Source organism: Chryseobacterium camelliae (genome assembly GCF_030818575.1).
Lineage (GTDB): Bacteria > Bacteroidota > Bacteroidia > Flavobacteriales > Weeksellaceae > Chryseobacterium > Chryseobacterium camelliae_A.
In genome coordinates, this window is the sequence record NZ_JAUTAL010000001.1 from 3,385,917 (window position 1) to 3,408,029 (window position 22,113).

General features: G+C 42.3%; 24 protein-coding genes. 11 read left to right on the forward strand and 13 right to left on the reverse strand.

The window, feature by feature from the left end; genetic code table 11:
• Nucleotides 1-54 precede the first annotated feature (54 nt).
• The 8 genes from pgi (at nucleotide 55) to QE404_RS15505 (ending at nucleotide 7,360) form a co-directional block, all read left to right on the forward strand.
• A complete protein-coding gene (gene pgi, locus QE404_RS15470; protein WP_307453987.1) occupies nucleotides 55-1,695 on the forward strand; it encodes a glucose-6-phosphate isomerase in 1,641 nt (546 codons plus the stop codon).
• 41 nt (nucleotides 1,696-1,736) lie between these two features.
• Nucleotides 1,737-1,916, forward strand: a complete 180-nt coding sequence (locus QE404_RS15475; RefSeq protein WP_307451965.1) for a hypothetical protein — start codon at nucleotides 1,737-1,739, stop codon at nucleotides 1,914-1,916.
• 310 nt (nucleotides 1,917-2,226) lie between these two features.
• Nucleotides 2,227-3,111 (forward strand): bifunctional 5,10-methylenetetrahydrofolate dehydrogenase/5,10-methenyltetrahydrofolate cyclohydrolase, encoded by an 885-nt coding sequence (locus tag QE404_RS15480; RefSeq protein WP_307451966.1) that lies wholly within the window; start codon nucleotides 2,227-2,229, stop codon nucleotides 3,109-3,111.
• Nucleotides 3,112-3,118: 7 nt separating this feature from the next.
• Nucleotides 3,119-3,751: a 7-carboxy-7-deazaguanine synthase QueE gene (locus QE404_RS15485; protein WP_307451968.1), complete on the forward strand. Its 633-nt coding sequence runs from the start codon at nucleotides 3,119-3,121 to the stop codon at nucleotides 3,749-3,751.
• Nucleotides 3,752-3,791: 40 nt separating this feature from the next.
• A complete protein-coding gene (locus QE404_RS15490) occupies nucleotides 3,792-5,162 on the forward strand; it encodes an exopolysaccharide biosynthesis polyprenyl glycosylphosphotransferase (protein ID WP_307451970.1) in 1,371 nt (456 codons plus the stop codon).
• A gap of 35 nt (nucleotides 5,163-5,197) precedes the next feature.
• Nucleotides 5,198-5,950 carry an MlaE family ABC transporter permease gene (locus tag QE404_RS15495; protein WP_307451972.1) on the forward strand — a complete coding sequence of 251 codons (753 nt, stop codon included), beginning with the start codon at nucleotides 5,198-5,200 and terminating at the stop codon, nucleotides 5,948-5,950.
• Entirely contained in the window at nucleotides 5,950-6,765 is an 816-nt protein-coding gene (locus QE404_RS15500; protein WP_307451974.1) for an ABC transporter ATP-binding protein, read from the forward strand. Before QE404_RS15495 ends, QE404_RS15500 begins: the two co-directional genes overlap by 1 nt.
• A complete protein-coding gene (locus QE404_RS15505; protein ID WP_307451976.1) occupies nucleotides 6,749-7,360 on the forward strand; it encodes an outer membrane beta-barrel protein in 612 nt (203 codons plus the stop codon). The genes QE404_RS15500 and QE404_RS15505 overlap by 17 nt, the downstream gene beginning before the upstream one ends.
• A gap of 40 nt (nucleotides 7,361-7,400) precedes the next feature.
• Here QE404_RS15505 and QE404_RS15510 read toward each other — a convergent pair whose 3' ends face one another.
• Nucleotides 7,401-7,724, reverse strand: coding sequence for a hypothetical protein (locus QE404_RS15510; protein WP_307451977.1), 324 nt, complete (start codon nucleotides 7,722-7,724; stop codon nucleotides 7,401-7,403).
• A 101-nt stretch (nucleotides 7,725-7,825) separates the two neighbouring features.
• The gene (locus QE404_RS15515) at nucleotides 7,826-8,632 is read right to left on the reverse strand and encodes a M48 family metallopeptidase (protein WP_307451979.1); all 807 of its coding nucleotides are present in this window, start codon (nucleotides 8,630-8,632) and stop codon (nucleotides 7,826-7,828) included.
• Nucleotides 8,633-8,737: 105 nt separating this feature from the next.
• Here QE404_RS15515 and QE404_RS15520 point away from each other — a divergent pair, with 105 nt between their 5' ends.
• Nucleotides 8,738-9,277: a DUF4251 domain-containing protein gene (locus QE404_RS15520; RefSeq protein ID WP_307451982.1), complete on the forward strand. Its 540-nt coding sequence runs from the start codon at nucleotides 8,738-8,740 to the stop codon at nucleotides 9,275-9,277.
• Here QE404_RS15520 and meaB read toward each other — a convergent pair.
• Entirely contained in the window at nucleotides 9,274-10,260 is a 987-nt protein-coding gene (gene meaB / locus QE404_RS15525; protein WP_307451984.1) for a methylmalonyl Co-A mutase-associated GTPase MeaB, read from the reverse strand. The genes QE404_RS15520 and meaB overlap by 4 nt on opposite strands.
• 132 nt (nucleotides 10,261-10,392) lie before the next feature.
• Between meaB and QE404_RS15530 the strand changes: the two genes are divergently transcribed.
• Together QE404_RS15530 and QE404_RS15535 are read left to right on the forward strand one after the other, a co-directional pair.
• A complete protein-coding gene (locus QE404_RS15530; protein ID WP_307451986.1) occupies nucleotides 10,393-10,689 on the forward strand; it encodes a c-type cytochrome in 297 nt (98 codons plus the stop codon).
• Between the two features lie 29 nt (nucleotides 10,690-10,718).
• Nucleotides 10,719-11,006 (forward strand): cytochrome C, encoded by a 288-nt coding sequence (locus tag QE404_RS15535; protein ID WP_100075981.1) that lies wholly within the window; start codon nucleotides 10,719-10,721, stop codon nucleotides 11,004-11,006.
• Between the two features lie 44 nt (nucleotides 11,007-11,050).
• Here the strand turns inward: QE404_RS15535 and QE404_RS15540 are convergent, their stop codons facing one another.
• The 10 genes from QE404_RS15540 to QE404_RS15585 all read right to left on the reverse strand — a co-directional run bounded on the left by QE404_RS15540 (nucleotide 11,051) and on the right by QE404_RS15585 (nucleotide 22,091).
• On the reverse strand, nucleotides 11,051-11,971 hold the full coding sequence (locus QE404_RS15540) for an alpha/beta hydrolase (protein ID WP_307451990.1): 921 nt from the start codon (nucleotides 11,969-11,971) through the stop codon (nucleotides 11,051-11,053).
• A gap of 78 nt (nucleotides 11,972-12,049) precedes the next feature.
• Complete coding sequence (locus QE404_RS15545) at nucleotides 12,050-12,571, reverse strand: tetratricopeptide repeat protein (RefSeq protein ID WP_307451992.1); 522 nt, start codon at nucleotides 12,569-12,571, stop codon at nucleotides 12,050-12,052.
• Nucleotides 12,558-13,262 (reverse strand): peptide chain release factor H, encoded by a 705-nt coding sequence (gene prfH, locus QE404_RS15550; RefSeq protein WP_307451994.1) that lies wholly within the window; start codon nucleotides 13,260-13,262, stop codon nucleotides 12,558-12,560. Before prfH ends, QE404_RS15545 begins: the two co-directional genes overlap by 14 nt.
• A gap of 1 nt (nucleotide 13,263) precedes the next feature.
• Entirely contained in the window at nucleotides 13,264-13,809 is a 546-nt protein-coding gene (locus tag QE404_RS15555; protein WP_307451996.1) for a nucleotidyltransferase domain-containing protein, read from the reverse strand.
• 110 nt (nucleotides 13,810-13,919) lie between these two features.
• Nucleotides 13,920-15,311, reverse strand: a complete 1,392-nt coding sequence (locus QE404_RS15560) for an RtcB family protein (RefSeq protein ID WP_307451998.1) — start codon at nucleotides 15,309-15,311, stop codon at nucleotides 13,920-13,922.
• Between the two features lie 535 nt (nucleotides 15,312-15,846).
• The gene (locus QE404_RS15565) at nucleotides 15,847-16,350 is read right to left on the reverse strand and encodes a hypothetical protein (protein WP_307452000.1); all 504 of its coding nucleotides are present in this window, start codon (nucleotides 16,348-16,350) and stop codon (nucleotides 15,847-15,849) included.
• A gap of 46 nt (nucleotides 16,351-16,396) precedes the next feature.
• Nucleotides 16,397-18,523: a methylmalonyl-CoA mutase gene (scpA, locus tag QE404_RS15570; protein WP_307452001.1), complete on the reverse strand. Its 2,127-nt coding sequence runs from the start codon at nucleotides 18,521-18,523 to the stop codon at nucleotides 16,397-16,399.
• Nucleotides 18,524-18,642: 119 nt separating this feature from the next.
• The gene (locus tag QE404_RS15575; protein ID WP_307452003.1) at nucleotides 18,643-19,026 is read right to left on the reverse strand and encodes a hypothetical protein; all 384 of its coding nucleotides are present in this window, start codon (nucleotides 19,024-19,026) and stop codon (nucleotides 18,643-18,645) included.
• 228 nt (nucleotides 19,027-19,254) lie between these two features.
• On the reverse strand, nucleotides 19,255-21,360 hold the full coding sequence (locus QE404_RS15580) for a prolyl oligopeptidase family serine peptidase (RefSeq protein WP_371935171.1): 2,106 nt from the start codon (nucleotides 21,358-21,360) through the stop codon (nucleotides 19,255-19,257).
• Between the two features lie 74 nt (nucleotides 21,361-21,434).
• Nucleotides 21,435-22,091, reverse strand: coding sequence for a hypothetical protein (locus QE404_RS15585; RefSeq protein WP_307452005.1), 657 nt, complete (start codon nucleotides 22,089-22,091; stop codon nucleotides 21,435-21,437).
• Nucleotides 22,092-22,113: the final 22 nt, after the last annotated feature.

Consider the following 22,113-nt stretch of genomic DNA (forward strand, 5'->3'; position numbering starts at 1 on the left):
CCGGTAGACATTCCGTCACCCATTGAATGCTCAATCTTAAAACAGAATTTACTTATGCTGTCAAAAATAAATCCTCTTCACACGGAAAGCTGGAAAGCGTTAACGGAACATTTTGAAAATAATGATTTTGATCTGAGAACCCTATTCCAGTATAACGAAAACCGTTTTGAAGATTTTTCCATTAAGAAAAACAATTTCCTGTTTGATTATTCTAAAAACCTTATTGATGCAAGAACGAAAGAATTACTGCTCAACCTTGCAGAGGAATGCCAACTGAAAGATGCCATTTTTAAAATGTTTTCCGGCGACAAGATCAATGAAACGGAAGGCAGGGCCGTCCTTCATACAGCCTTAAGGGATTTTTCAGATGAGGAAATCCTGGTTGACGGGGAAAACATCAAGCCGCAGATCAGAAGAGTGCTTGATCACATGAAATCATTCTCCGAAAGCGTTATTTCCGGGCAGCACAAAGGTTTCAGCGGAAAGGAGATTACGGATGTGGTGAATATCGGAATCGGTGGCTCAGACCTGGGTCCGGTAATGGTGTGTTCGGCACTGAAACATTTCAAGACCAGGTTAAACGCTCATTTCGTTTCCAATGTTGACGGCAACCACATCGCTGAAGTGGTAAAGAACCTCAATCCTGAAACGACTTTGTTTATCATCGCTTCCAAGACTTTTACCACACAGGAAACGATGACGAATGCCAATTCTGCCAAGGACTGGTTCCTTCAAAAAGGTCAGCAGGAAGACGTATCGAAACATTTCGTAGCATTATCCACCAATGTGGAGGAAGTTAAAAAATTCGGGATTGCAGAAGAAAACATCTTCGAATTCTGGGATTGGGTTGGCGGAAGATACTCACTCTGGAGTGCTATCGGACTGAGCATTGTGCTTTCAGTAGGGTATGAAAACTTTGAGCAGCTCCTGAAAGGGGCTTCAGATACAGACCAGCATTTCCGTAACACGGAGTTTTCTGAAAACATTCCTGTTCTGATGGGACTTTTAGGAATCTGGTACCGTAATTTTTATGCCGCTACCAGCTATGCTATTCTTCCATATTCCCAATATCTGGACCGCTTTGCCGCCTACCTTCAGCAGGGAGATATGGAAAGTAACGGAAAGTGCGTAGACAGAAATGGTGAATTTGTGGAATATGAAACCGGGCCGATCATCTGGGGTGAACCGGGAACAAACGGGCAGCATGCCTTCTATCAGCTGATCCACCAGGGAACAGAACTGATCCCGGCAGATTTTATCGCCTATGCCAAAAGCCCGAACAAAGTTTCTGACCATCAGGATAAACTGCTGGCCAACTTTTTTGCCCAGACCGAAGCTCTTGCTTTCGGAAAGACAGAAGAGGAAGTGGAAGCAGAACTCAGAAGCTCCGGAAAATCTGACGATGAAATCGATGCCTTGCTGAATTACAAGGTCTTCCACGGAAATACGCCTACCAACTCCATATTATTCAATGAATTAACCCCATTTTCACTTGGACAACTGATTGCTTTATATGAGCATAAGATTTTCGTTCAGGGAGTGATCTGGAATATTTTCAGCTTTGACCAGTTTGGAGTGGAATTAGGGAAAGTATTGGCCAATAAAATTTTACCGGAACTTGAAAGTAATGAAGCAGTAAGCTCTCATGATTCTTCAACCAATGGTTTAATTAACTATTATAAAGCAAATAAGTAAGTGTTGCATATTTTCATTAATTTTGATTAAAATTAAAGGAAATGAGCACCATAACAATACATCTGAAAAATAAGGAAGAAGAGACCTTTATGGAAAATCTTCTGCAAAGGACGAAGATCAGCTTTGAAAAAAATGAGGATGATGCACTAAAGCAGGACAGGTCTGAAACGGTGGACGGCAAGGAGTCTTTAAAAAGAAGCAGGGCCAAATATGGACTTTGATTATAAATTCTTGCCGACTGCAGAACGTGATATTGAAGAGGCAACTGATTATTATGCCAATATCTCTTTTAAGGTACTTAAAAGTTTTAATAAGCAAATAGATGTTTCTATAAGCAATATTTTGAGAAACCCTTATTTTCAAAAAAAGGTTCAGACCGGTTAGGGCTCTTCCTGTGAAGAACTTTTCCTACGTTATTTTCTATGAAGTTGATGAAGAAGAAAAAAATAATTTACATCCTGTCTGTTTTCTGTACCCATCAGAATCCGGATAAATATCCTAAAATCTAAATAAAAAGTAATAAAAAGTACAATGGCAGAAATTCTTGACGGACTGAAAGTATCCAAAGAAATTAAAGCGGAAATTAAGGCGGAGGTTGAAAAGATCCTTGAGAGTAAGAGGAGGGCACCGCATCTGGTGGCTATTCTTGTAGGAAACAACGGAGCCAGCAAGGCGTATGTAAACAGTAAAGTAAAAGACTGTGAGGAAGTAGGATTCCAGTCCAGCCTCATCAAATTTCCAAGCACGGTTTCAGAAGCTGAATTGCTGGAAAAAATCGATGAGCTGAATAAATCCAAAGCAGTGGACGGATTTATTGTTCAGCTGCCTCTACCGGATCAGATCGATCAGGAAAAGATCATCAAGGCTATTGATCCCAGAAAGGATGTTGACGGGTTCCATCCGGAAAACTTCGGCAAAATGGCCCTTGAAATGGATACCTTCCTGCCTGCTACCCCATTTGGGATCTTAACCCTTCTGGAGCGTTACAATATTGAAACCAAAGGTAAGGACTGTGTGATTATCGGCAGAAGTAAGATTGTAGGAAGACCGATGAGTATCCTGATGGGAAGAAAAGATTTCCCGGGGAACTCTACCGTTACCCTTACGCACTCTTATACGAAAGATATTGAAGCCTATACCAAAAAAGCGGACATCGTAATTACAGCACTCGGAGATCCTCACTTCCTGAAGGGAGATATGATTAAAGAAGGAGCCGTAATTGTGGATGTAGGAATTACCAGAGTAGATGACGATTCTCCGAAAGGATATTACCTTGCGGGAGATGTGGATTTCGACAGCTGTGCGGCAAAAGCCAGCTGGATCACGCCTGTTCCAGGAGGAGTAGGTCCGATGACCAGAGCCATGCTGATGAAAAATACCATCCTCGCCTATAAGACCTCAGTCTATAACGACTAAATTGATAATGAACAGCGAAGAAAAAAATATTTTATTGCAAGAAGGTAAAATGCTCCCCGTAATGGAGCATTTTTACACTTTACAGGGAGAAGGGGCACATACCGGAAAAGCAGCCTATTTCATCCGTTTGGGTGGCTGCGATGTAGGCTGCCACTGGTGCGATGTAAAGGAAAGCTGGAATCCCGACCTTCACCCATTGATGAACGCGGAAGAAATTGCAGAAACGGCAGCAGCCCACTGCAAAACCATTGTGCTGACAGGCGGTGAACCACTGATGTGGAATCTGGATATCCTTACTTCAAGGTTAAAATCCCTGGGATGTACGATTCATATTGAAACTTCAGGAGCGTATCCTATGAGCGGACAACTGGACTGGATTACATTGTCACCGAAAAAGACCGGCCTGCCGAAAGAGGAAATCTACCAGAAAGCCCATGAGCTGAAAGTCATTATTTTCAATCAGCATGACTTTATTTTTGCCGAAGAACAGGCGGCCCGGGTTTCTGAAAGCTGTAAACTGTACCTCCAGAGTGAATGGAGCAAGCGCGACGAAATGTATCCTAAAATTACCGATTTTATTCTGGCCCACCCGCGGTGGCAGGCTTCAGTTCAGACCCATAAATATCTGAATATCCCGTAAAATTACGTACATTAGCTCCTCGTATCGCTAAAAGAATTAGATGCAGAGAATTCGATATTCGAGATATGTGAAATCGATTATTATTTTGCTTGACCTTCTGGTTATTGCATCGGTCTTTATATTCTTTTTTGTGAGCAGGAACGAACATCTGAAATACAATCAGGAGACCTGGTATCAGAATATGTTTTCCCTGATCCTGTTATTTTTATTCTGGATGCTTTTAAGCGGCAGGACAAAAATATACAATATCGCAAGGAACCTAACCTATACCCTGTTTCTGGAACGGCTGTTCATTCACTGCCTGCTGTTTATCCTCGGTATCCTGCTGATCAGTAAAGTAAGTTATAATACGTTCTTTAATTCGGATGTATACTGGCTTTCCTTATATCTTTTCTGCTTTATTTTTCTGGTGAAGTCCCTTATTTTCTTTGCAATAAAATACCTGAGGAGCCTGGGTATCAACCATCGAAATGTGATGTTTCTGGATGAAAATGCTGCCACAGAAGTACTTAAAAATATTCTTACCGAAAGGAAAGACTATGGTTATAAGATTTTTGATTACGGCAGTACGGAAATTAATGCCGAATTGCTGGTCAGCTTCTGGAAAAAAAACGGAATTTACACTGTATTCCTTCCGTTGGAGAATTCCCTTAGCGAAGATACCGAAAAAGAGGTCTTTAAGCTGGCGGAAAACAACAAGGTACACATCTCCCTTGTTCCCAGCATTGCGCAGAGTGATTTCCTCCTGCATGACCTCGGTTATATCCAGACTCAGCCAGTCCTTAACCAGGCCAGGTACCCTCTGGATTATTTTTCGAATTTTCTTTTAAAAAGAATCTTTGATATTGTTTTTTCGGTACTTATTTTGGTACTTATCTGTTCATGGCTTTTTCCGGTCATTGCCCTCATCATTAAAATGACTTCAAAAGGCCCGGTATTCTTCATCCAGAAGCGATACGGCTTTCATGAAGAGGTTTTTAACTGCATCAAATTCAGGACTATGGTGGTGAATGATGAGTCAGCAATCCGTACAACCTGTGAGAATGACAGCAGGATTACCCGTTTCGGTGGCCTTCTCAGGAAGACCAGCCTGGATGAGATGCCTCAGTTCATCAATGTACTGAAGGGAGAGATGTCCATAGTGGGACCCCGCCCTCACATGCTGGCTGTTGACCAGTATTACAAACCCAAAATCGGAAGGTACAGCCTGAGGAGCATGGTAAGCCCGGGCATTACCGGGCTTGCCCAGGTAAACGGTTTACGGGGTGATTCCGGGGATGTTGAGGTGGAAATGAACAAACGGGTACTGGCCGATACCTTTTATGTACGGCACTGGAGTTTCATCATGGATATGGTGATTATTGTGAAGACCGTGGTACTGGTCATCACGGGAGATAAAAATGCAAAATGAATAAAGCTTTAATAAAAAAAGTCTAATTTAGCGATATGTTAAAAAAGTTTTTTACAGCCGTAGGAGAATATATGATCCTTTTGGGCAAATCTCTTCAGAAGCCCCAGAAAATGAAAGTTTTCTGGAAACTCTTCATGAGGGAAATCAATGATCTTGGGGTCAATTCTTTTGGGCTGGTAGTGTTCACTTCCATATTCGTAGGTGCGGTAGTTGCTATTCAGATGTTTAACAATTTTGATGCATCTTCATTTCCTATTCCTCCTTCGTTTGTAGGATATGCGACCAAAGCGGTATTGGTTCTGGAGTTTTCTCCTACCATCATCAGTCTGACCTTGGCCGGAAAAGTGGGTTCTTATATTGCATCCAGTATCGGAACCATGAGGGTATCCGAACAGATTGACGCCCTGGATATTATGGGGGTTAATTCACCCAATTTCCTGGTACTCCCTAAGATTGTGGCCTGTATGATATTCAATCCTCTGCTTATTGCCATCAGCATCGTATTCGGTATTGCCGGAGGGTATCTTGCCGGGATCTTAACGGGTAACTGGACTGAGAATGACTACATTACCGGTATTCAGATGTATATGCCGACTTTATTTATTTATTACGCATTCACCAAAACTATTGTATTTGCCTTTATCATTGCTTCCGTTCCTTCCTATTTCGGTTATTTTGTTAAAGGAGGTTCACTGGAAGTGGGTCGAGCCAGTACCCAGGCTGTGGTATGGACAATGGTGTTCATTATTATTTCTGAATTAATTTTAACCCAGTTAATACTAAGCTGATGATTGAGGTAAAAAATCTTAAAAAGAGTTTTGATCAGGTTGAAGTGCTTAAGGGGATTTCAACGACGTTTGATAAAGGAAAGGTAAACCTCATCATCGGGCAGAGTGGTTCCGGGAAAACGGTTTTTCTTAAGAGCCTGCTGAACGTATACCAGCCTTCTTCAGGGGAAATCCTTTTTGATGGCAAAGATATTAATGTAATGACCAGGGACGAGAAACAACATCTCCGCTCTGAGATTGGCACGGTATTTCAGGGAAGCGCCTTGTTTGATTCTTTAACAGTAGAAGAAAACATCATGTTCCCATTGGATATGTTTACGAATTTAACTTTCAGAGAAAAAAAGAAAAGGGTATTTGATGTCATCGGAAGAGTGCATCTGGATAAAGCCAACAGAAAATATCCTTCAGAAATTTCCGGGGGGATGCAGAAAAGGGTGGCCATTGCAAGGGCAATTGTAAATAACCCAAAATACCTGTTCTGTGACGAACCGAATTCCGGACTTGATCCTTATACATCCAATGTCATCGATGATCTTTTGCTGGAAATTACAAAGGAGTACAATACAACGACCATTATCAATACCCATGATATGAATTCTGTAATGACTATTGGTGAAAAGATTGTTTATTTACGATTGGGAATCAAGGAATGGGAAGGAAATAAAGATATTCTGATTACCGCCGGCAATAAAAACCTGATTGACTTCGTTTATTCATCAGAGTTGTTTAAAGAATTAAGGGAATATTTACTGGAGAATAACAAAACTATTGATAATACAATCACTAAACTAGATGACAATGAAAAAGGTACTTAGTATAGCATTTATTAATGCAGCCCTGTTTGCTTCTGCCCAGATTTCGTTTGCAGGAAAAGCCAACCTTATTTTTCCTACCGGATCACCTTCCTGGAAAAATATTAAAGGTACCGTTAATACGGCTGTTGAAGGAGAAGGCAAGAACAACGCAGGTTTCAACGTAGGACTTTCCATGAAGGTAGGTATTCCTATGGCATTCTATGTAATGCCGGAATTGTATTATACCCATTTTAAAAATGAGTTTACAGCGTCCAATACTACATTTGATATCCAAAGCAACAGAGTAGACCTTCCGGTCCTTTTAGGATATAACCTTTTAGGTAATACACTGAGCGCCTTTGTAGGACCCGTAGCCAGCTATAACCTGAGCAAGGAAGATACCTTCAATGACTTCAGGGAAAATGCAAGAGACAACTTTACGGTAGGCTACCAGTTCGGGGCTCAGGTTGAACTTAAAAGCCTGATCATCAACGCGAAATATGAAGGCTCTTTCAGCAAGGATTCCAGAGATTTCATCAACAGGGTATCCGGTGAAGAGATCAGATATGATAACCGACCTAACCTGTTTATGGTAGGACTCGGATATAAGTTTTAAGGCATATCCTTCTATCAATAAAAAATTAAATCCTCAAATATTAAATTTGAGGATTTTGATTTTTATAAGAAGCTTCAGCCTGTATTTCTGCCTCTCTCCTGGCCAGTTCTGCTGCCTGCTTTTCCAGGTCTTCTTTTTCTTTCTGAAGCTGCTTGTATTCTCTTCTTTTCTCTTCGGCCTTCACTGCACTTCCTTTACTTACGTATCCTACCATCCCGCCTATAATAAGACCGATTCCAATTCCTGCCATAACGCCCATAACATGGGACAATGTAATTCTTTCTACGGTAAAATCTGTAGTAAGGTAGAACAATAACGCCGATATGGCTAAAAGTACAATCCCTGTAATTGATAAACTTTTCATAATAATGTGTTTGTTTTGGTTAAGAAAAAGAAAGCCTTATTCCATAGATCAAGATCCGGATAAGGCTTACTTCGTGAATAGATTAAAGTGTTGTTGTTGATTTATATTTTTCCTCCGGCTGCCTTATAATACTCCAGAGCTTTTGGTAAATCTTTCTGAATATCTGAAATTCTGGTTTCAGGATTCGGGTGGGTAGACAAGAATTCCGGCTGCCTGCTTCCTTTGGACGCTGCTTCCATTCTTCCCCAGAATGCGGTTGCTTCCCGAGGATCGTAGCCTGCCATAGACATTAGGTACAATCCCATTTCATCAGCTTCTGATTCCTGGTTTCTGCCGTATTTTAATAATGCCACCTGCGAACCTATCGGGTACACCTGCTGGAAAACGCTCGCCCACTGCGCATTAGAAATAGTTCCGCCCAGAATGGCTCCGCCGTATTGTGCTACCATGGCCTGGGAAATCCTCTCATTACCGTGTCCTGCAAGAGCGTGGGATACCTCATGGCCCATAACAACTGCAAGGCCATTATCGTTTTTAGTAATCGGCAGGATACCTGTATATACAGCTACTTTACCACCTGGCATACACCACGCATTCAGCTCGTTGCTCTGAATAAGGTTAAATTCCCAGTTATAATTAGCCAGATCCGCAGACCTTCCTATATTCTGATAATATCTTTCGGCAGCAGCCTTTATCCTGCTTCCTACATTAACTACTCTTCTGGCATCTGCAGTTCCGGTGATCACTTTGGATTTGGACAATGTAGTTTTGTATTCCTGTGCAGCCATCGTGGCTATTTCAGAATTATTAGCCAGCTGCAAGGAAGATCTTCCTGTAATAGGATTGGTTGTACATGCCATTACAGAAAGTGCTATTGCGGATGTTCCTAACAAATGTTTTATTTTCATATTCCGAGTGTTATTTATTTCAACTTTAACAATTATTATTCCAAACAAAATAAGCTTGCTATATTTGCATGCATTTTGCTCTCTCTACTTTCTAATTATCATATCATGAAAAAACGTATTCCGCTTTTGGCCCTGCTTGGATTTCTATTTTTTTTCCAAAACTGCTCCTCACAGGGATCTCTCGATTCCAAAACTGTAGATACCCTCGTTAATTCACAGGAATTTACGTTCTATGCACAGAGAGCCAACCCTACGAACTATGATGTAATCAACGTTATGAACTCTATTCCGAATTCAACATCAACGAACATATTGCAGCTCAACGGAAATTATACAGTAGTGCTGAAAAATAATATGCTGGATGTCGCTTTGCCTTATTTCGGCAGGGTATTCAACCCCACTTACGGGGCAGACAACAGTTTCAGATTTACGACGAAGAATTTCACCGTGAATAAGTCCCAGAATAAAAAGGGCAACTGGATCGTCAGGATAAAGCCTGAGACCAATGACAGTAAGAATATTGATGAAATTATCATTGAGGTATATAAAACCGGAAAGGCTTTTACATCTATTCGCAGCAATGACCGACAGCCGATCACGTATGACGGGTACATCTCAAAAAATGAGGCAACGGCAAAACCCTAAGTTTTTTTGAAAAACACGCTTTCAACGAATATTTTTGCTTCGGTACTGGGATTGGAAATCCTGTCCGAAGCATTTTTTTTATGGACTGCATAGGCTTCTTCCACGGAAGCATCCTTTTTCATCATATTCAGCAGGTAATGTTGTACCCAGTACTCAAATCTTTTTTCTGCCTGCTGTGTCCTGACTTCAGCAAAGCTTCCTGACTTTTTCTTGAGGCTGATGAAGGTATCAATCTGCTCAAAAACTTCATTCAACCCTTCGTTATGCAATGCTGAACCCAGCAGTACCGGCACTTTCCAGCCTTTTTCCTTCGGAGGCATAAAATCAAGTGCGCGCTTAAGCTCAAGCCTGGCATTTTTTGCTTTCGGCAGGTTATCCTGATCCACTTTGTTGATAAAAATGATGTCTACCATTTCCATAATGCCCCGCTTGATGCCCTGCAGCTCATCTCCTCCCCCAATGATTTTGAGGAACAGAAAAACATCGGTGATATCAGCTACCAGAACTTCAGACTGTCCTACTCCTACGGTTTCAATCAAAATATAATCATAACCTGCAGCTTCACAAATCATCATTGTTTCAAAAGTGGTGTTGGCTACACCGCCCAGAAAACCTGAGCTTGGAGAAGGCCGGATAAAGGCATTTTCTTCCCTGGAAAGTTCTTCCATGCGGGTTTTATCCCCGAGGATGCTTCCTTTGTTGACTGAGGAACTGGGATCTATAGCCAGAACTGCCACTTTCTTTCCGTTAGTAATAGCGAGCCTGCCGAAATTTTCTATAAACGTGGATTTTCCGGCTCCCGGGACTCCGGTGACGCCTACCCTCAGTGAATTTCCTGTAAAAGGCATGATCCTTTTAAGCAGATCTTCTGCCTGCTGGCGGTGTTCTGCCTTTTTACTTTCAACCAGGGTAATGGCTTTTGCAATCAGGCGTTTGTTTCCTGACCGTATCCCGTCGACAAGCTCTTCTGTAGAAAATTTCATTAGGTCAAAAATATAAAATAACCGGGACAATCCTTTCCCAGCCTTTAATTTTATTGCTTCTAAATTAGGTTTGGCCTTACGAACCACTAACGGAATTGATTACATTTGTTTTGTTAAGCCTAAATATCGGATATGAAAAAATTCATCGCTGCAGCATCATTTACTGCTGTCTTATTGATTTCCTGTACGCCTAAGACCTCTACCCCCACAGCCGCTACAGGCCCTGCGACTTCTACTGCAGAACAGATCGCCCAGGGAAAAACCATTTTTGAAAATTCATGCGGAAGATGTCACAAATTGCCTGATCCGGCCAGCCACACTTCTGTACAGTGGGTAGGAATCATGAATTCTATGGCACCTAAGGCAAGGCTGACAGATGAACAGCACCAATGGGTGTATGACTATATAGTGTCTGCCGGAAAAAAATAAGTTCGTATCAATTCGCTAAATACTACCATATGAAAAATTCAGTTCTGATCCTGATGGCCGCCGCGGCATTCCTCACTTCGTGCGGACCTAAAAGCACTGCTGTAACAGGGCCCAAATACTCTTCCACCGAGAAGATTGCCGAGGGGAAAACAATTTTCGAAAATTCGTGTAACCGCTGCCATAAGCTTCCCGATCCTGCGAAGCATGATGACCAGGGATGGATAAAAACATTAAGCAGAATGGCCCCAAAAGCCAAACTATCTGATGAACAACATCAGATGGTGTATGATTATCTGGCCTCTGCCAATAAAAAATAAGCTTTCTTTGAAAGCTTATTTTTTATTTTATCCTTAATTGAATCTTAATTATTTAAGATTCCGTTACATTCTAACCATTTTTTAAAAAGCTGTGGCCAGGAAGATACAGCACTGCCTGGTTTTCCCATACCCCATCCATGTCCACCCGCCTGGAAAATATGCATTTCGGACAGAACGGTTTCTTTTTTCAAAGCAGCAAACATCAGCAGGCTGTTTTCCACTGAAGCAACAGGGTCGTCTGCTGCCTGAGCGAGAAATACCGGTCCCATCCCTGTTTTCACCTGTCTTTCTACGGAAAATGCGGTTTCCTGTTCAAGGCTTGGTTCTTTTCCTAAAATGCTTTTATGCGAGTGCGTGTTATCATTAGGAGGAAGCATGGAGATCACAGGATAGATAAGCGCAGCAAAATCAGGCTTTGAAGGGGTGGCGTCCACATCATCAACCGGCGGGTAAAAAACCTTATCCGGTAATGTTGCGGTAATCCCGGCAAGATGACCTCCGGCTGAAAAGCCCAGCACACCTATTTTATGTGGATCAATATGATAGAGCTTCGCCTGACTCCTTATTATCCGCATGGCTCTCTGTGCATCTTCAAATGGGACCAGACGTGTCTTCCAGCCTTCCTGCGGCAGCCTGTAGATCAACTCAAATGCAGTAACGCCTTCTGCTTTCAGCCATTCTGCTGCGGGGCTGCTCTCTTTTCCGGTTTCAATATGGGCATATCCTCCCCCACTGATAACGAGCATTGCGATACCATTAGGGTGTTCGGGGACATGGGCAATCAGCCTTGGCTTTGAAACCTGGGTAATGGAACCTTTATTATTGATTTCCGGACCGCGGGCTCCTCCGGCATCGGGCATCACGCCTGGCCATAGCTCTATTTCAGTATTTGTGCTTTGCTTCTGTGCATAGGCCGGGGAAGGGGTCAGGCATCCAGTAAGCAGCAGGATCAGCAATTTTTTCATCAAAGCTCATTTAATTTCCAACTGCAATTTAATTAATTGAATATTAATAACCTATGGTCCTGTTAAAAGAAAAGGAGACTAATATGTCTCCTTCACGTCTTTATGGGTCTTTTTCTTTTTTTTAGGTATTTTGCCTTTTACAAACTTTTGCCTTTCATTAAGAAAATCCGTCATGGTTTTATGGTAGCTGAATTTTTTTGCTTCCTTAATATACTGCAAAGCTTTCTTATAATTTTCTTTCTTTTCGTATAGGAAGGACTGCCTGTACAGCAGGTCTGCTTTTGCAATTCCCTTTATTTTCAGGGCATATGCAATCAGCTTCTCAGCCTCATCATAATCTTCATTATCGATGAGGCATGAGATATAATACTTAGGGATATTGACATTGCTGACATTGCTCTGCATTGCCATTTCAAAATATGATTTTGCTGTTTCATAGTCCCTCAGGCTTTCAGCATAGATCCTTCCCATGAGGCATAAGCTGTCTGCATCTTCCGGATCATAAGAAAGCGCATAATTCAGAGCTTCCAGACAATCCGGCAGGCAGTAAGGGTAATTATCCAGCGCTTCAAAGTAATACTTACTTTTAGTTAAGGTCATTGTGCTCGTTTTTTAATTGTTTTTTTAAAGCATACCTCTGCTTTTTGAAAGACAGGTCCCGATGGTGACTCTTAAAATCAGTGCCGGTAAAAGTCCGTACAGGATTTCCCCTTTCAACCTGAAGATGATTGTTCCAGGTATCCTGCATCCTTTTTTCCAGTTGCCTGATGTGAAGTTCCATTAGTTTTTCCCGTAATCTCATCATTGCCAGTTTCTTATTTTCCAGTTGAGAACGGGAATCCTGTGCAAAAACACTGATTCCGGCCGGAATGTGGGTAGCCCGTACCGCAGTACTGACTTTGTTGACATTCTGCCCGCCGCTTCCCTGGCTTCTTGTAGCCTGGAACCTGATGTCTTTTTCACTGAAAGTTATTTTTTGTATTCCTTCCAGCTCAAATATACCTATGTACCAGTTGCTTCTTTTGTGCAGCTTGCGGAACGTGCTTTTCCCGGTCCAGCAGATGCTTCCCGTCCAGCTTTTCAGAAATCCGGTCAAATGTTCTTCTTTTGCTTTCAGAAGCAAGGTGACGGATTTGAGGGTCATATTTTCATCCCCTTTCTCCCGGTGAATGATTTCGTAATCTATCGTATTGTTTTTAGCCTCCTCAAGGAATGCCTTCAATACCCTGGCAACTACCCACTGGCATTCTAAAGGACCTCTTCCCGAGGTGATCTGTATTAATTTTTCCATGTTATTCCGGTATTTTACTGAGTTCAGGATGGCCGACGGGATCAATGTTATGATCCAGCAATCTTTTCGCCGCCATCACAGCCCAGCATTTATCGCTTGAATGGATATTTCTGTAAAAGGAAAGCAGAATCTGCGGTTCAGGAATGGTAAAGCCGTTTACTTCAATGGTATCCAGATCACTACGTTCAAAGAAATCTATCGTGATCCTGTGGGTCTTCCCGGTTTCCGTTTCTACGGTCTTTTCATACCGCCTGAAGTTTTCTTCGCTAGGCAGGTGATCATACCGTGTCCAGACTTTGGAAAACCCTTTTTGTTGAAGCAGCATAACGACTTCCGCTACATTTTCCTTGGTTACAAAAATATCAATGTCTTTATGGTCATGGGCGTGCTTGTATTCCATATGCCCGGTTTCCGACATGAAATGCCAGGCCCAGCCGCCCGATATAATGACCTTATGTTTTAAGTGTTCTAAAATTTCCAGGCCATACTGAATTCTATATTCCGGCCATAGCTCTCCATATCTTTTGGTATTATGTGGTGCTCCCATTTTCGTTGATTTTTTTAATTTAATTGTTGATTGTAAGATATAATGCCATCATGTAACTGTAACTTATGAAAAACATTACTCATTACTCATTGCTCATTACTCATTACATATTATTTATCCATCCTCACCATCCTCGGCTGAAAAGTTCCCAGGATATCCACCAGTTCGCTCTGTGCATTCATCACTTCATGGATATCTTTGTAGGCCATTGGTGCTTCTTCTGCATTCCCGCCCATCAGTGTGACATTTTTGAGTTGCAGCTCTTTTTTAATGTCATGCTGGGTAAAGCGGCTCCTGCATTCTCCTCTTGAGAAAGCTCTTCCTGCTCCGTGAGATGCCGAATTCAGCGCTTCAGGATTTCCTTTGCCCCTGACAATGAATCCTTTTGCCGTCATAGAGCCTGGAATTATGCCCAGTTCACCGTCATGAGCCGGCGTTGCACCTTTGCGGTGGACAATCACTTCTTTGCCGTTATGGATCTCTTTCCAAGCAAAATTGTGGTGGTTCTCAATCCTGGCCTTTACCCGGCCGCCTACTGCTTTTACCAGCCTCCTGTGGATATCGTCATGGCAAGCCGAAGCATAATCTCCCGCGAGGCTCATAGCTGTCCAGTATTCAAGTCCCAGATGGGTATTCAGGCCCAGCCAGGCAAACTGCTGCGCTTCTTTGGGAAGGGGGCACTGTTCTGCCGCTACCCTGGAATAATACTGAGCGATTTCGGCTCCCAGGCCTCGTGAGCCACTGTGCGAAAGGATGCCCAGGTACCTGCCTTTGGGAAGACCGATCTGTTCATCTTCTCCGGTAATTTCCACTTCACCGAATTCCACGAAGTGATTTCCGCCACCGGAAGTGCCCATCTGTTTTACGGCTTTTCCTTTCAGCCTTCGCAATATGGGAATGAGATCAAACGTATCCTGTTCAAAAATCTCATGGTCCACATGCGATTTATGGGTTTCATACATCCCGAATTTGGTATGCTCTGCCAGTGCTTTTTCATATTTTTCTTTGGCACCGTCTAGATAGGAAACCGGTGTATCCAAAATACTGAGGCTCATCCTGCATCCGATGTCCATTCCGACTCCGTAAGGGATGACTGCGTTTTCTACAGCCAGCACTCCGCCAATCGGCAGTCCGTATCCACTGTGGGCATCCGGCATTAGTGCACCCTGTACCGATATGGGCAATTTCAGTGCGGTATACAGCTGGTTTTTAGCTTCGTCTGAGATATTGTTCCCGAAAATCTGAAATGAGGCACGCTGCCTGTTCATCATTCTTTTTTCCGTTTTCCGCGAAGAAAGCAGAGCTTCAGCAATCTGGCCAAATGTAAGGTCCTGTTCAAAATGTTCCGGGTTCAGCAGAATATCTTTCAGGACTGATTTTACGTGATGGATATTTTTAGTGGCAAAATTCCGTTTCATGACTTCCAAGGCTATATTGATGCTCTGGTTGTTCGGATAGCCTAATTTTAATATGTCTTTTCCTTTAAGTTTTAAATTTCCCATTGTTTTGGTTTTAGAGGTCAGATGTCAGATCCAGATTTCAGATACCAGATGTTCGCTTGGTATGAGTTCTGATTTCAGATATCAGAGTTCTGACGAAATATTTAGTTCAATGTGCCACTGATGAGAGGGCAGCATTCGAACGGATGCCTTTTTCTAGCCCCTATTGCAGCGGATACCCCGCAGCGAGCCTGAAAGGCGAGCGAGGAGTAGCAGCGGAAAGCGGGAAAAAGCTCCTGATAAAAAAGATCCGGGTTAACTTAATTTTGAATATTGCGCAATAAAAAACCCGGAACCAGTGGCTCCGGGAGGTATATTTGTACTGTTATTCTAAGAATGTACCCAACCACGAAGCCTTACCACCATAAGCGGTAATCCAACTGTAGAAAAATGTTGTGCATTGAACATTGCTTCGTTATTTTAAAGGGTTAATACTGATTTTCGGGTGCAAATATATGGTTTTTTCCGAATATGCAAAATTTCACATCAAAAAAACCTGAATAAAGATTCAGGTTTTAGGTTATATTTTTGTGCTATATTAGTCTTTTGAGCCCTGGCTGTCCATCTCATCTTCCATTCCTCGGGCATTTTCATTGTCTTCTCTGTTCGATCCCAGAAAATAGATGTTGTGCCTTGCTTTGGCAATAATTCCGTCATATACTTCCTGTGACATGCCTGCCGGTGCACTTTCATGGCTTTCTGATTTTGCTCCTTTACGCTGTACCTGGATAGCGCCTCTTTCATTAAGGACCGTTTTGGCTCTCTGTGCCTCTTCCAGGCTGTCTGTATAGACAACAATATTGATTTTTCCTGCGCTCTCATTCCTGTATGCATCCAGTGCTTCCACATCGTTGGCAAACACAAAATCCCAGAACCCTCTGTCCTTTACATCTTTCTGATGAGCTTCTCCGGACACGTCAGTGGCTGAAGTGGAATGTGAAACGATGATATCCGAATCACTGAATCCGTAATTTTTTAATTCATTCTTGATTCCTTCGGTATCTGCACCTGAAGGGAAAATTGAAACTACTGTATACGCCATAATTAATATTTTTGATTATCAATACAAAAAGCGTACAACTTATGTTTCAGGAATTGTATTGCAGGAATTTTTCCAGGATATCCACAGCACATTTCGGCAGGTTGGTTCCCGGCCCGAAGATAAAGTCGGCACCGTTGGCATACAGGAATTCATAGTCCTGTTGCGGGATGACGCCTCCCACGACAATTTCTATATCATCCGCCCCAAGTTTTTTCAGTTCTTCCACTACCTGCGGAACCAGCGTTTTGTGGCCGGCTGCCAGTGAAGAAACCCCCAGGATATGGATATCATTTTCCACCGCCTGTTTCGCAACCTCTTCCGGAGTCTGGAACAGCGGTGCTACATCCACATCAAATCCCATATCCGCAAAGGCGGTTGCCACTACTTTGGCTCCCCTGTCATGACCATCCTGGCCCATTTTAGCTACCATCAGCCTTGGGCGCCTTCCTTCTTCTTCTTCAAACTTTCTGGTCAGGGCAAGTGCCTTTTCAAAATATTCGTTTTTTCCTGCATTCATAGCATATACTCCTGAAATAGTCCTGATATTGGCTTTGTACCTGCCGAAGCTTTCTTCCATTGCATCGCTCATTTCCCCCAACGTTACTCGCCTGCGGGCAGCCTCTATGCAAAACTCAAGAAGGTTTCCTTTTCCCGTACCGGCACTTTCGCGGATGGTATGGAGAATCTCTTCCACAGCTTTTGTATTTCGTTCTGATTTTATGGTGTTCAGCCGCTCAATCTGCTTCCTGCGGACTTCGGTATTATCAATATCCAGGATTTCTATTTCATTCTGCTTCAGGGCAGACCTGAAAGAATTGACCCCAATAATAAACTCCTCGCCACTGTCGATCTTAGCCTGTTTCCTTGCCGCAGCTTCTTCAATCCTCATTTTAGGAATGCCGGCTTCTATGGCTTTGGTCATTCCGCCCTCCTGCTCTACTTCATCAATATACTTCATGGCCTCCTCAATCATCTGCTGTGTAAGGCTTTCCACTAGGTGGCTTCCTCCCATCGGGTCTACAACATCGCAGATGCCACTTTCCTGCTGGAGGATGATCTGGGTATTCCTGGCAATTTTCGCAGAGTAGTCTGTAGGAAGGGCAATGGCTTCGTCCAGTGCATTGGTATGCAACGACTGTGTTCCTCCCAATGCTGAAGAGAGTGCCTCAATAGCCGTCCTGGTAATGTTGTTGAACGGTTCCTGCTCCGTTAGTGACCATCCTGAGGTCTGGGAATGGGTCCTTAAGGCTAAAGATTTAGGGTTCTGTGGATTAAACTGTTTCAGCAAAGTAGCCCAGATGTACCTCGCAGCCCTCATTTTGGCAATTTCCATAAAATGATTCATGCCGATCGCCCAGAAAAAGGATAGCCTCGGTGCAAAATCATCGACGTTCATACCGGCCTTGATCCCGGTCCTTACATATTCCAGCCCGTCTGCAAGCGTATAGGCCATTTCCAAAACCGGAGTGGCCCCCGCTTCCTGCATATGGTATCCTGAAATGGAGATGGAATTAAATTTTGGAATATTCCGGGATGTATATTCAAAAATATCCGCAATAATTTTCATGGATGGTGCCGGCGGATAGATGTAAGTATTCCGTACCATGAATTCTTTCAGGATATCATTCTGAATGGTTCCTGAAAGCTGGTCCTGCGTCACTCCCTGCTCTTCTGCCGCCACAATGTAAAATGCCAGGACCGGAAGCACAGCCCCGTTCATGGTCATGGACACTGAAATCTGGTCCAAAGGGATTTCATTGAAAAGAATCTTCATATCTTCTACGGAATCAATCGCTACGCCTGCTTTTCCCACGTCTCCCACAACTCTTGCATGATCGGAATCATAGCCTCTGTGCGTTGCCAGATCGAACGCCACTGAAAGCCCTTTCTGCCCGGCAGCAAGGTTTCTTCTGTAAAAGGCATTGGATTCTTCAGCCGTTGAAAATCCGGCATACTGACGAATGGTCCACGGTTTCTGAACATACATGGTGGAATAAGGCCCTCTCAGGTAGGGCTCTATTCCTGGAGCGGTCTGTGTAAGCAACGGATCTTTTATGTCATCTGCACTATACGCTGACTTCAGCTGAAGCCCGTCTTTTTCAAATGCATAAATTTCCCTGCTTTTTTCAGATATGGTAAATTGAGGAGCTTTGTTCTGAACTTCTCTTCTCATAATGTCCGATTTATTATCTGGCTAAAATTACACATTTTCGGGAGAATACATTTTTAATAATTTTCCGATAAAAAAAAGCGTCAAAATATGACGCTTAAATTTGATTTAGTTCTTATTGATTAATGAGATTCATAACAATCCGGGTAACCATTATGATTATTATCTTCACAGTCAGGATTTTCCGGCGCAGGTAAAGCAGGAGTACTTTGATAACAATTATTTACTTCAGTTTCAATTGACTTTAACTCATAATCATTTGTTACAACACCATTTTCTTTAACGGTATTTATCTTTATTTCAATGTTCCCATAACTTTTATTTGCTGTTTTAAAAACGTCTAATGTCTGGGAAATATACTGTCCTGCCGGAATTGTAAAAATTTTACCTTCAATAATAGTATTATCGCTAATAATTACAATATTTACCTGTCTATCATTTACAGATAAAACATCAGAACTAGCATATAATCTGTACTTATTACATGGAGAATTATCGTTATTCATTGAAGACTGTTCAATAAAAATAACAGGAGTAACATAATTCTCATCATTTAATGTACTTGATGATTTACTTACTAAATAATTAGATTTTATTGATGGAAAACCTCATGACTATCACTCTGAAGATCTGATCCATTACAAGAAGAAAGTAAAAGCATAAGTACTGCACAGGAAGAAAATGATAATAATTTTTTCATATTTTTATAATTAGACCACTAATATATAAAATTATCAGATTTTTCTTATCCCCATTTCATACAATGCAAAAGAAATCAGATCTGCATTTTCCCCGATCACCTGCTCGGTAGATCGTCCGGCGCCGTGACCTGCATTTTTCTCAATACGTAAAAGGATGGGATTGCTGCATGCCTGCTTTTCCTGGAGTTCGGCTCCGAATTTAAATGAGTGAGCCGGAACTACCCTGTCATCATGATCGCTGGTGATGATCATGGTGGACGGATAGCATGTTCCGACTTTCACATTATGAACCGGCGAATAGGATTTCAGGTATTCAAACATTTCTTTGCTGTCTTCCGCTGTTCCATAGTCATATGACCATCCGGCGCCGGCAGTGAACTTGTTGTACCTCAGCATATCCAGAACACCCACTCCCGGGAAAGCCACTTTAGCCAGGTCCGGACGCATAGTCATGGTAGCTCCCACAAGGAGGCCTCCATTGGATCTTCCGGATAGGGCCATATATTCTTTTGAAGTATAGCCTTTACTCTGTAAATATTCTCCTGCTGCAATAAAATCGTTGAAGACATTTTTCTTCTGCATTTTGGTTCCGGCATCATGCCATTTTTTTCCGTATTCTCCACCACCGCGGATGTTCGGAACAGCATAAATACCTCCATTTTCCATCCATATGGCATTGACTACTGAAAAAGCCGGCCGCAGGCTGATGTTGAACCCTCCGTAAGAATAGAGCATTGTAGGATTTTTGCCATCCATCCTGATCCCCTTTTTATAGCTGATCATCATCGGAATTTTCGTTCCGTCTTTGGAAGTATAAAATACCTGCTCAGAAACATAATCATCCGGATTGAACTTTACCCTCGGCTTTTGATATACTTCTGATTTTCCTGAATCTGTATTAAATTTATATGTGGTTCCGGGCGTTATATAATTGCTGAATGAATAATACAGTTCTTTTTCTTCTTTTTTTCCGCCGAAACCTGATACATTTCCTTTTCCGGGAAGTGTAATTTCCCTGATGAGCTTTCCGTTTTTATCCATCTGCTTTACCTGGCCCAAGGCATCTACCATATAGACGGCAAAGAAGTATCCTCCTCCGGTAGAGATGCCCAGAACATTTTCAGTTTCCGGGATTACATCTTTCCAGTTTTCCGGCGTTGGATTTTGGATGCTGGTCTTTACCAGGCGCATATTGGGAGCATCCTTATCCGTAAATATATACAGATCATCACCATCCGTATCCACAATACTGGCATTGATATCAAATCCTTTTACTACCTGCACAAAGTCGCCGCCTTTCTTTAAATCCTTAATATATAATTCATTACCGTTAGTTGCATTAGCCGCAGAAATAATCAGATACCGCTGGTCTTCAGACACCCCTGCTCCCAGATATCTTCTCGGTGTCTTTTCACCGCCGAAAATCAACTGGTCTTCAGATTGTTTTGTGCCCAGTTTATGAAAATAAACTTTATGTTTATCCGTCATTCCTGAAAGTACAGTTCCTTCTTTAGGTTTATCATAGCTTGAATAGTAAAATCCTTCATCACCCCGCCAGGAAATGCCGCTGAACTTTACGTCATTCAGGGTATCATCAATCTGCTTCCCGGTTACGGCATTCAGGATGATGATTTTATTCCAGTCACTCCCGCCTTCCGAGATGGAATAGGCTGCGAGGTTTCCTTTTTTGTTGAAGGAAAGCTGCGCCAGTGATGTGGTTCCCTTATCCGAGAACTTGTTAGGGTCCAGGAATATTTCTGTTACTTTAGTCTTGTTATTTGTTCTGTATAGGACAGATTGCGCCTGCAATCCATCGTTCTTATAATAATAGGTATAATCCCCTTCTTTGAACGGTGCTGAAATCTTTTCATAATTCCAGATATCTCTCAGCTGATTTTTGATCTGCTCCCGAAACGGTATTTTTGAAAGGTAATTCTGGCTGTAGGCAACTTCTTCATCCACCCACTTTTTTGTGGCTTCAGAATCATTTTCCAGATCCCTGAACGGATCCTGTACTGCGGTCCCGAAATAAGTATCGGTCTGGCTTCCTTTTAATGCTTTAGGATAATTCATTTTCTGAGAATAGAAAGAGGCGGAATACAGGATTCCGGCTGTCAGTAATATGGGTTTAAAATTCATGTGAAAGGATTTTATCAAAAATAGGGAAAGTATCGGAAATAAAAAAGCGGTCCAGTAAAGGACCGCTTCAACGGTTATTTTATATTTTTAAGATAAGCTTCTTCCAGGTTCCAGGATAGGGATTCTGGTCCTCCGTTCCAATAAAATACATTTCCGTCTTTGTATTTCTGGTACAACCTGAATGTGTCTGAAATCAAGACCTTCTTATCCGCTTTTTTTAAATGCGAAGTAAGATCTTTAAGGTATTTCTTCATTTCGCCAGCAGTGAATCGTCTGATATCTCTTTCTTTCGTATCCAATGGTCTGGACGGCACTTTAAGATTTACCTGGTACAGTATTTCCGTCACTTTCTGTCCCTCAAGCTGTTTGTCTGTAATGTCCGATACACTTTTGATCTGATAGTTTGCATTTTTAAGCTGATCCATCAGAACTGCAAAATAATTTCGGGCATCCGGAAGGCAGGCTTGTGCTACCTTATCCGGCAGGGTGGAAAGAAAAATTTTGGTCAGGTGGTCCACTTTACTATTGAAGGTCTGTTCCCTGATGCTTTCGGTGTCAAGGAACTGGTTACCATACATATTGAGCTCATCGAGTGAGCGGTTATCATATCTGATGTATGCATTGAAGTACAGCTGAAATACCTTTTCCGGCTGTAAAACAGGGTCCTGCGCCTGCAACTGCTGAATACACAGCATCATCAGGAGCATAAAAAATACTCTACACTTTTTCATAGCTTAACTGTTTAATTACTCA

Bases quoted from the DNA above. Each gene is read 5' to 3' on its own strand.
- QE404_RS15565 (WP_307452000.1), bottom strand. From the start codon at position 16,350: ATGGCGTATACAGTAGTTTCAATTTTCCCTTCAGGTGCAGATACCGAA.
- QE404_RS15500 (WP_307451974.1), top strand. From the start codon at position 5,950: ATGATTGAGGTAAAAAATCTTAAAAAGAGTTTTGATCAGGTTGAAGTG.
- QE404_RS15515 (WP_307451979.1), bottom strand. From the start codon at position 8,632: ATGAAAATAAAACATTTGTTAGGAACATCCGCAATAGCACTTTCTGTA.
- QE404_RS15580 (WP_371935171.1), bottom strand. From the start codon at position 21,360: ATGAATTTTAAACCCATATTACTGACAGCCGGAATCCTGTATTCCGCC.
- QE404_RS15505 (WP_307451976.1), top strand. From the start codon at position 6,749: ATGAAAAAGGTACTTAGTATAGCATTTATTAATGCAGCCCTGTTTGCT.
- QE404_RS15585 (WP_307452005.1), bottom strand. From the start codon at position 22,091: ATGAAAAAGTGTAGAGTATTTTTTATGCTCCTGATGATGCTGTGTATT.
- QE404_RS15540 (WP_307451990.1), bottom strand. From the start codon at position 11,971: ATGAAAAAATTGCTGATCCTGCTGCTTACTGGATGCCTGACCCCTTCC.
- QE404_RS15485 (WP_307451968.1), top strand. From the start codon at position 3,119: ATGAACAGCGAAGAAAAAAATATTTTATTGCAAGAAGGTAAAATGCTC.
- QE404_RS15535 (WP_100075981.1), top strand. From the start codon at position 10,719: ATGAAAAATTCAGTTCTGATCCTGATGGCCGCCGCGGCATTCCTCACT.
- QE404_RS15490 (WP_307451970.1), top strand. From the start codon at position 3,792: ATGCAGAGAATTCGATATTCGAGATATGTGAAATCGATTATTATTTTG.
- QE404_RS15495 (WP_307451972.1), top strand. From the start codon at position 5,198: ATGTTAAAAAAGTTTTTTACAGCCGTAGGAGAATATATGATCCTTTTG.
- QE404_RS15575 (WP_307452003.1), bottom strand. From the start codon at position 19,026: ATGAATAACGATAATTCTCCATGTAATAAGTACAGATTATATGCTAGT.
- QE404_RS15510 (WP_307451977.1), bottom strand. From the start codon at position 7,724: ATGAAAAGTTTATCAATTACAGGGATTGTACTTTTAGCCATATCGGCG.
- pgi (WP_307453987.1), top strand. From the start codon at position 55: ATGCTGTCAAAAATAAATCCTCTTCACACGGAAAGCTGGAAAGCGTTA.
- QE404_RS15520 (WP_307451982.1), top strand. From the start codon at position 8,738: ATGAAAAAACGTATTCCGCTTTTGGCCCTGCTTGGATTTCTATTTTTT.
- meaB (WP_307451984.1), bottom strand. From the start codon at position 10,260: ATGAAATTTTCTACAGAAGAGCTTGTCGACGGGATACGGTCAGGAAAC.
- QE404_RS15560 (WP_307451998.1), bottom strand. From the start codon at position 15,311: ATGGGAAATTTAAAACTTAAAGGAAAAGACATATTAAAATTAGGCTAT.
- QE404_RS15545 (WP_307451992.1), bottom strand. From the start codon at position 12,571: ATGACCTTAACTAAAAGTAAGTATTACTTTGAAGCGCTGGATAATTAC.
- QE404_RS15480 (WP_307451966.1), top strand. From the start codon at position 2,227: ATGGCAGAAATTCTTGACGGACTGAAAGTATCCAAAGAAATTAAAGCG.
- prfH (WP_307451994.1), bottom strand. From the start codon at position 13,262: ATGGAAAAATTAATACAGATCACCTCGGGAAGAGGTCCTTTAGAATGC.
- QE404_RS15530 (WP_307451986.1), top strand. From the start codon at position 10,393: ATGAAAAAATTCATCGCTGCAGCATCATTTACTGCTGTCTTATTGATT.
- QE404_RS15475 (WP_307451965.1), top strand. From the start codon at position 1,737: ATGAGCACCATAACAATACATCTGAAAAATAAGGAAGAAGAGACCTTT.
- QE404_RS15555 (WP_307451996.1), bottom strand. From the start codon at position 13,809: ATGGGAGCACCACATAATACCAAAAGATATGGAGAGCTATGGCCGGAA.
- scpA (WP_307452001.1), bottom strand. From the start codon at position 18,523: ATGAGAAGAGAAGTTCAGAACAAAGCTCCTCAATTTACCATATCTGAA.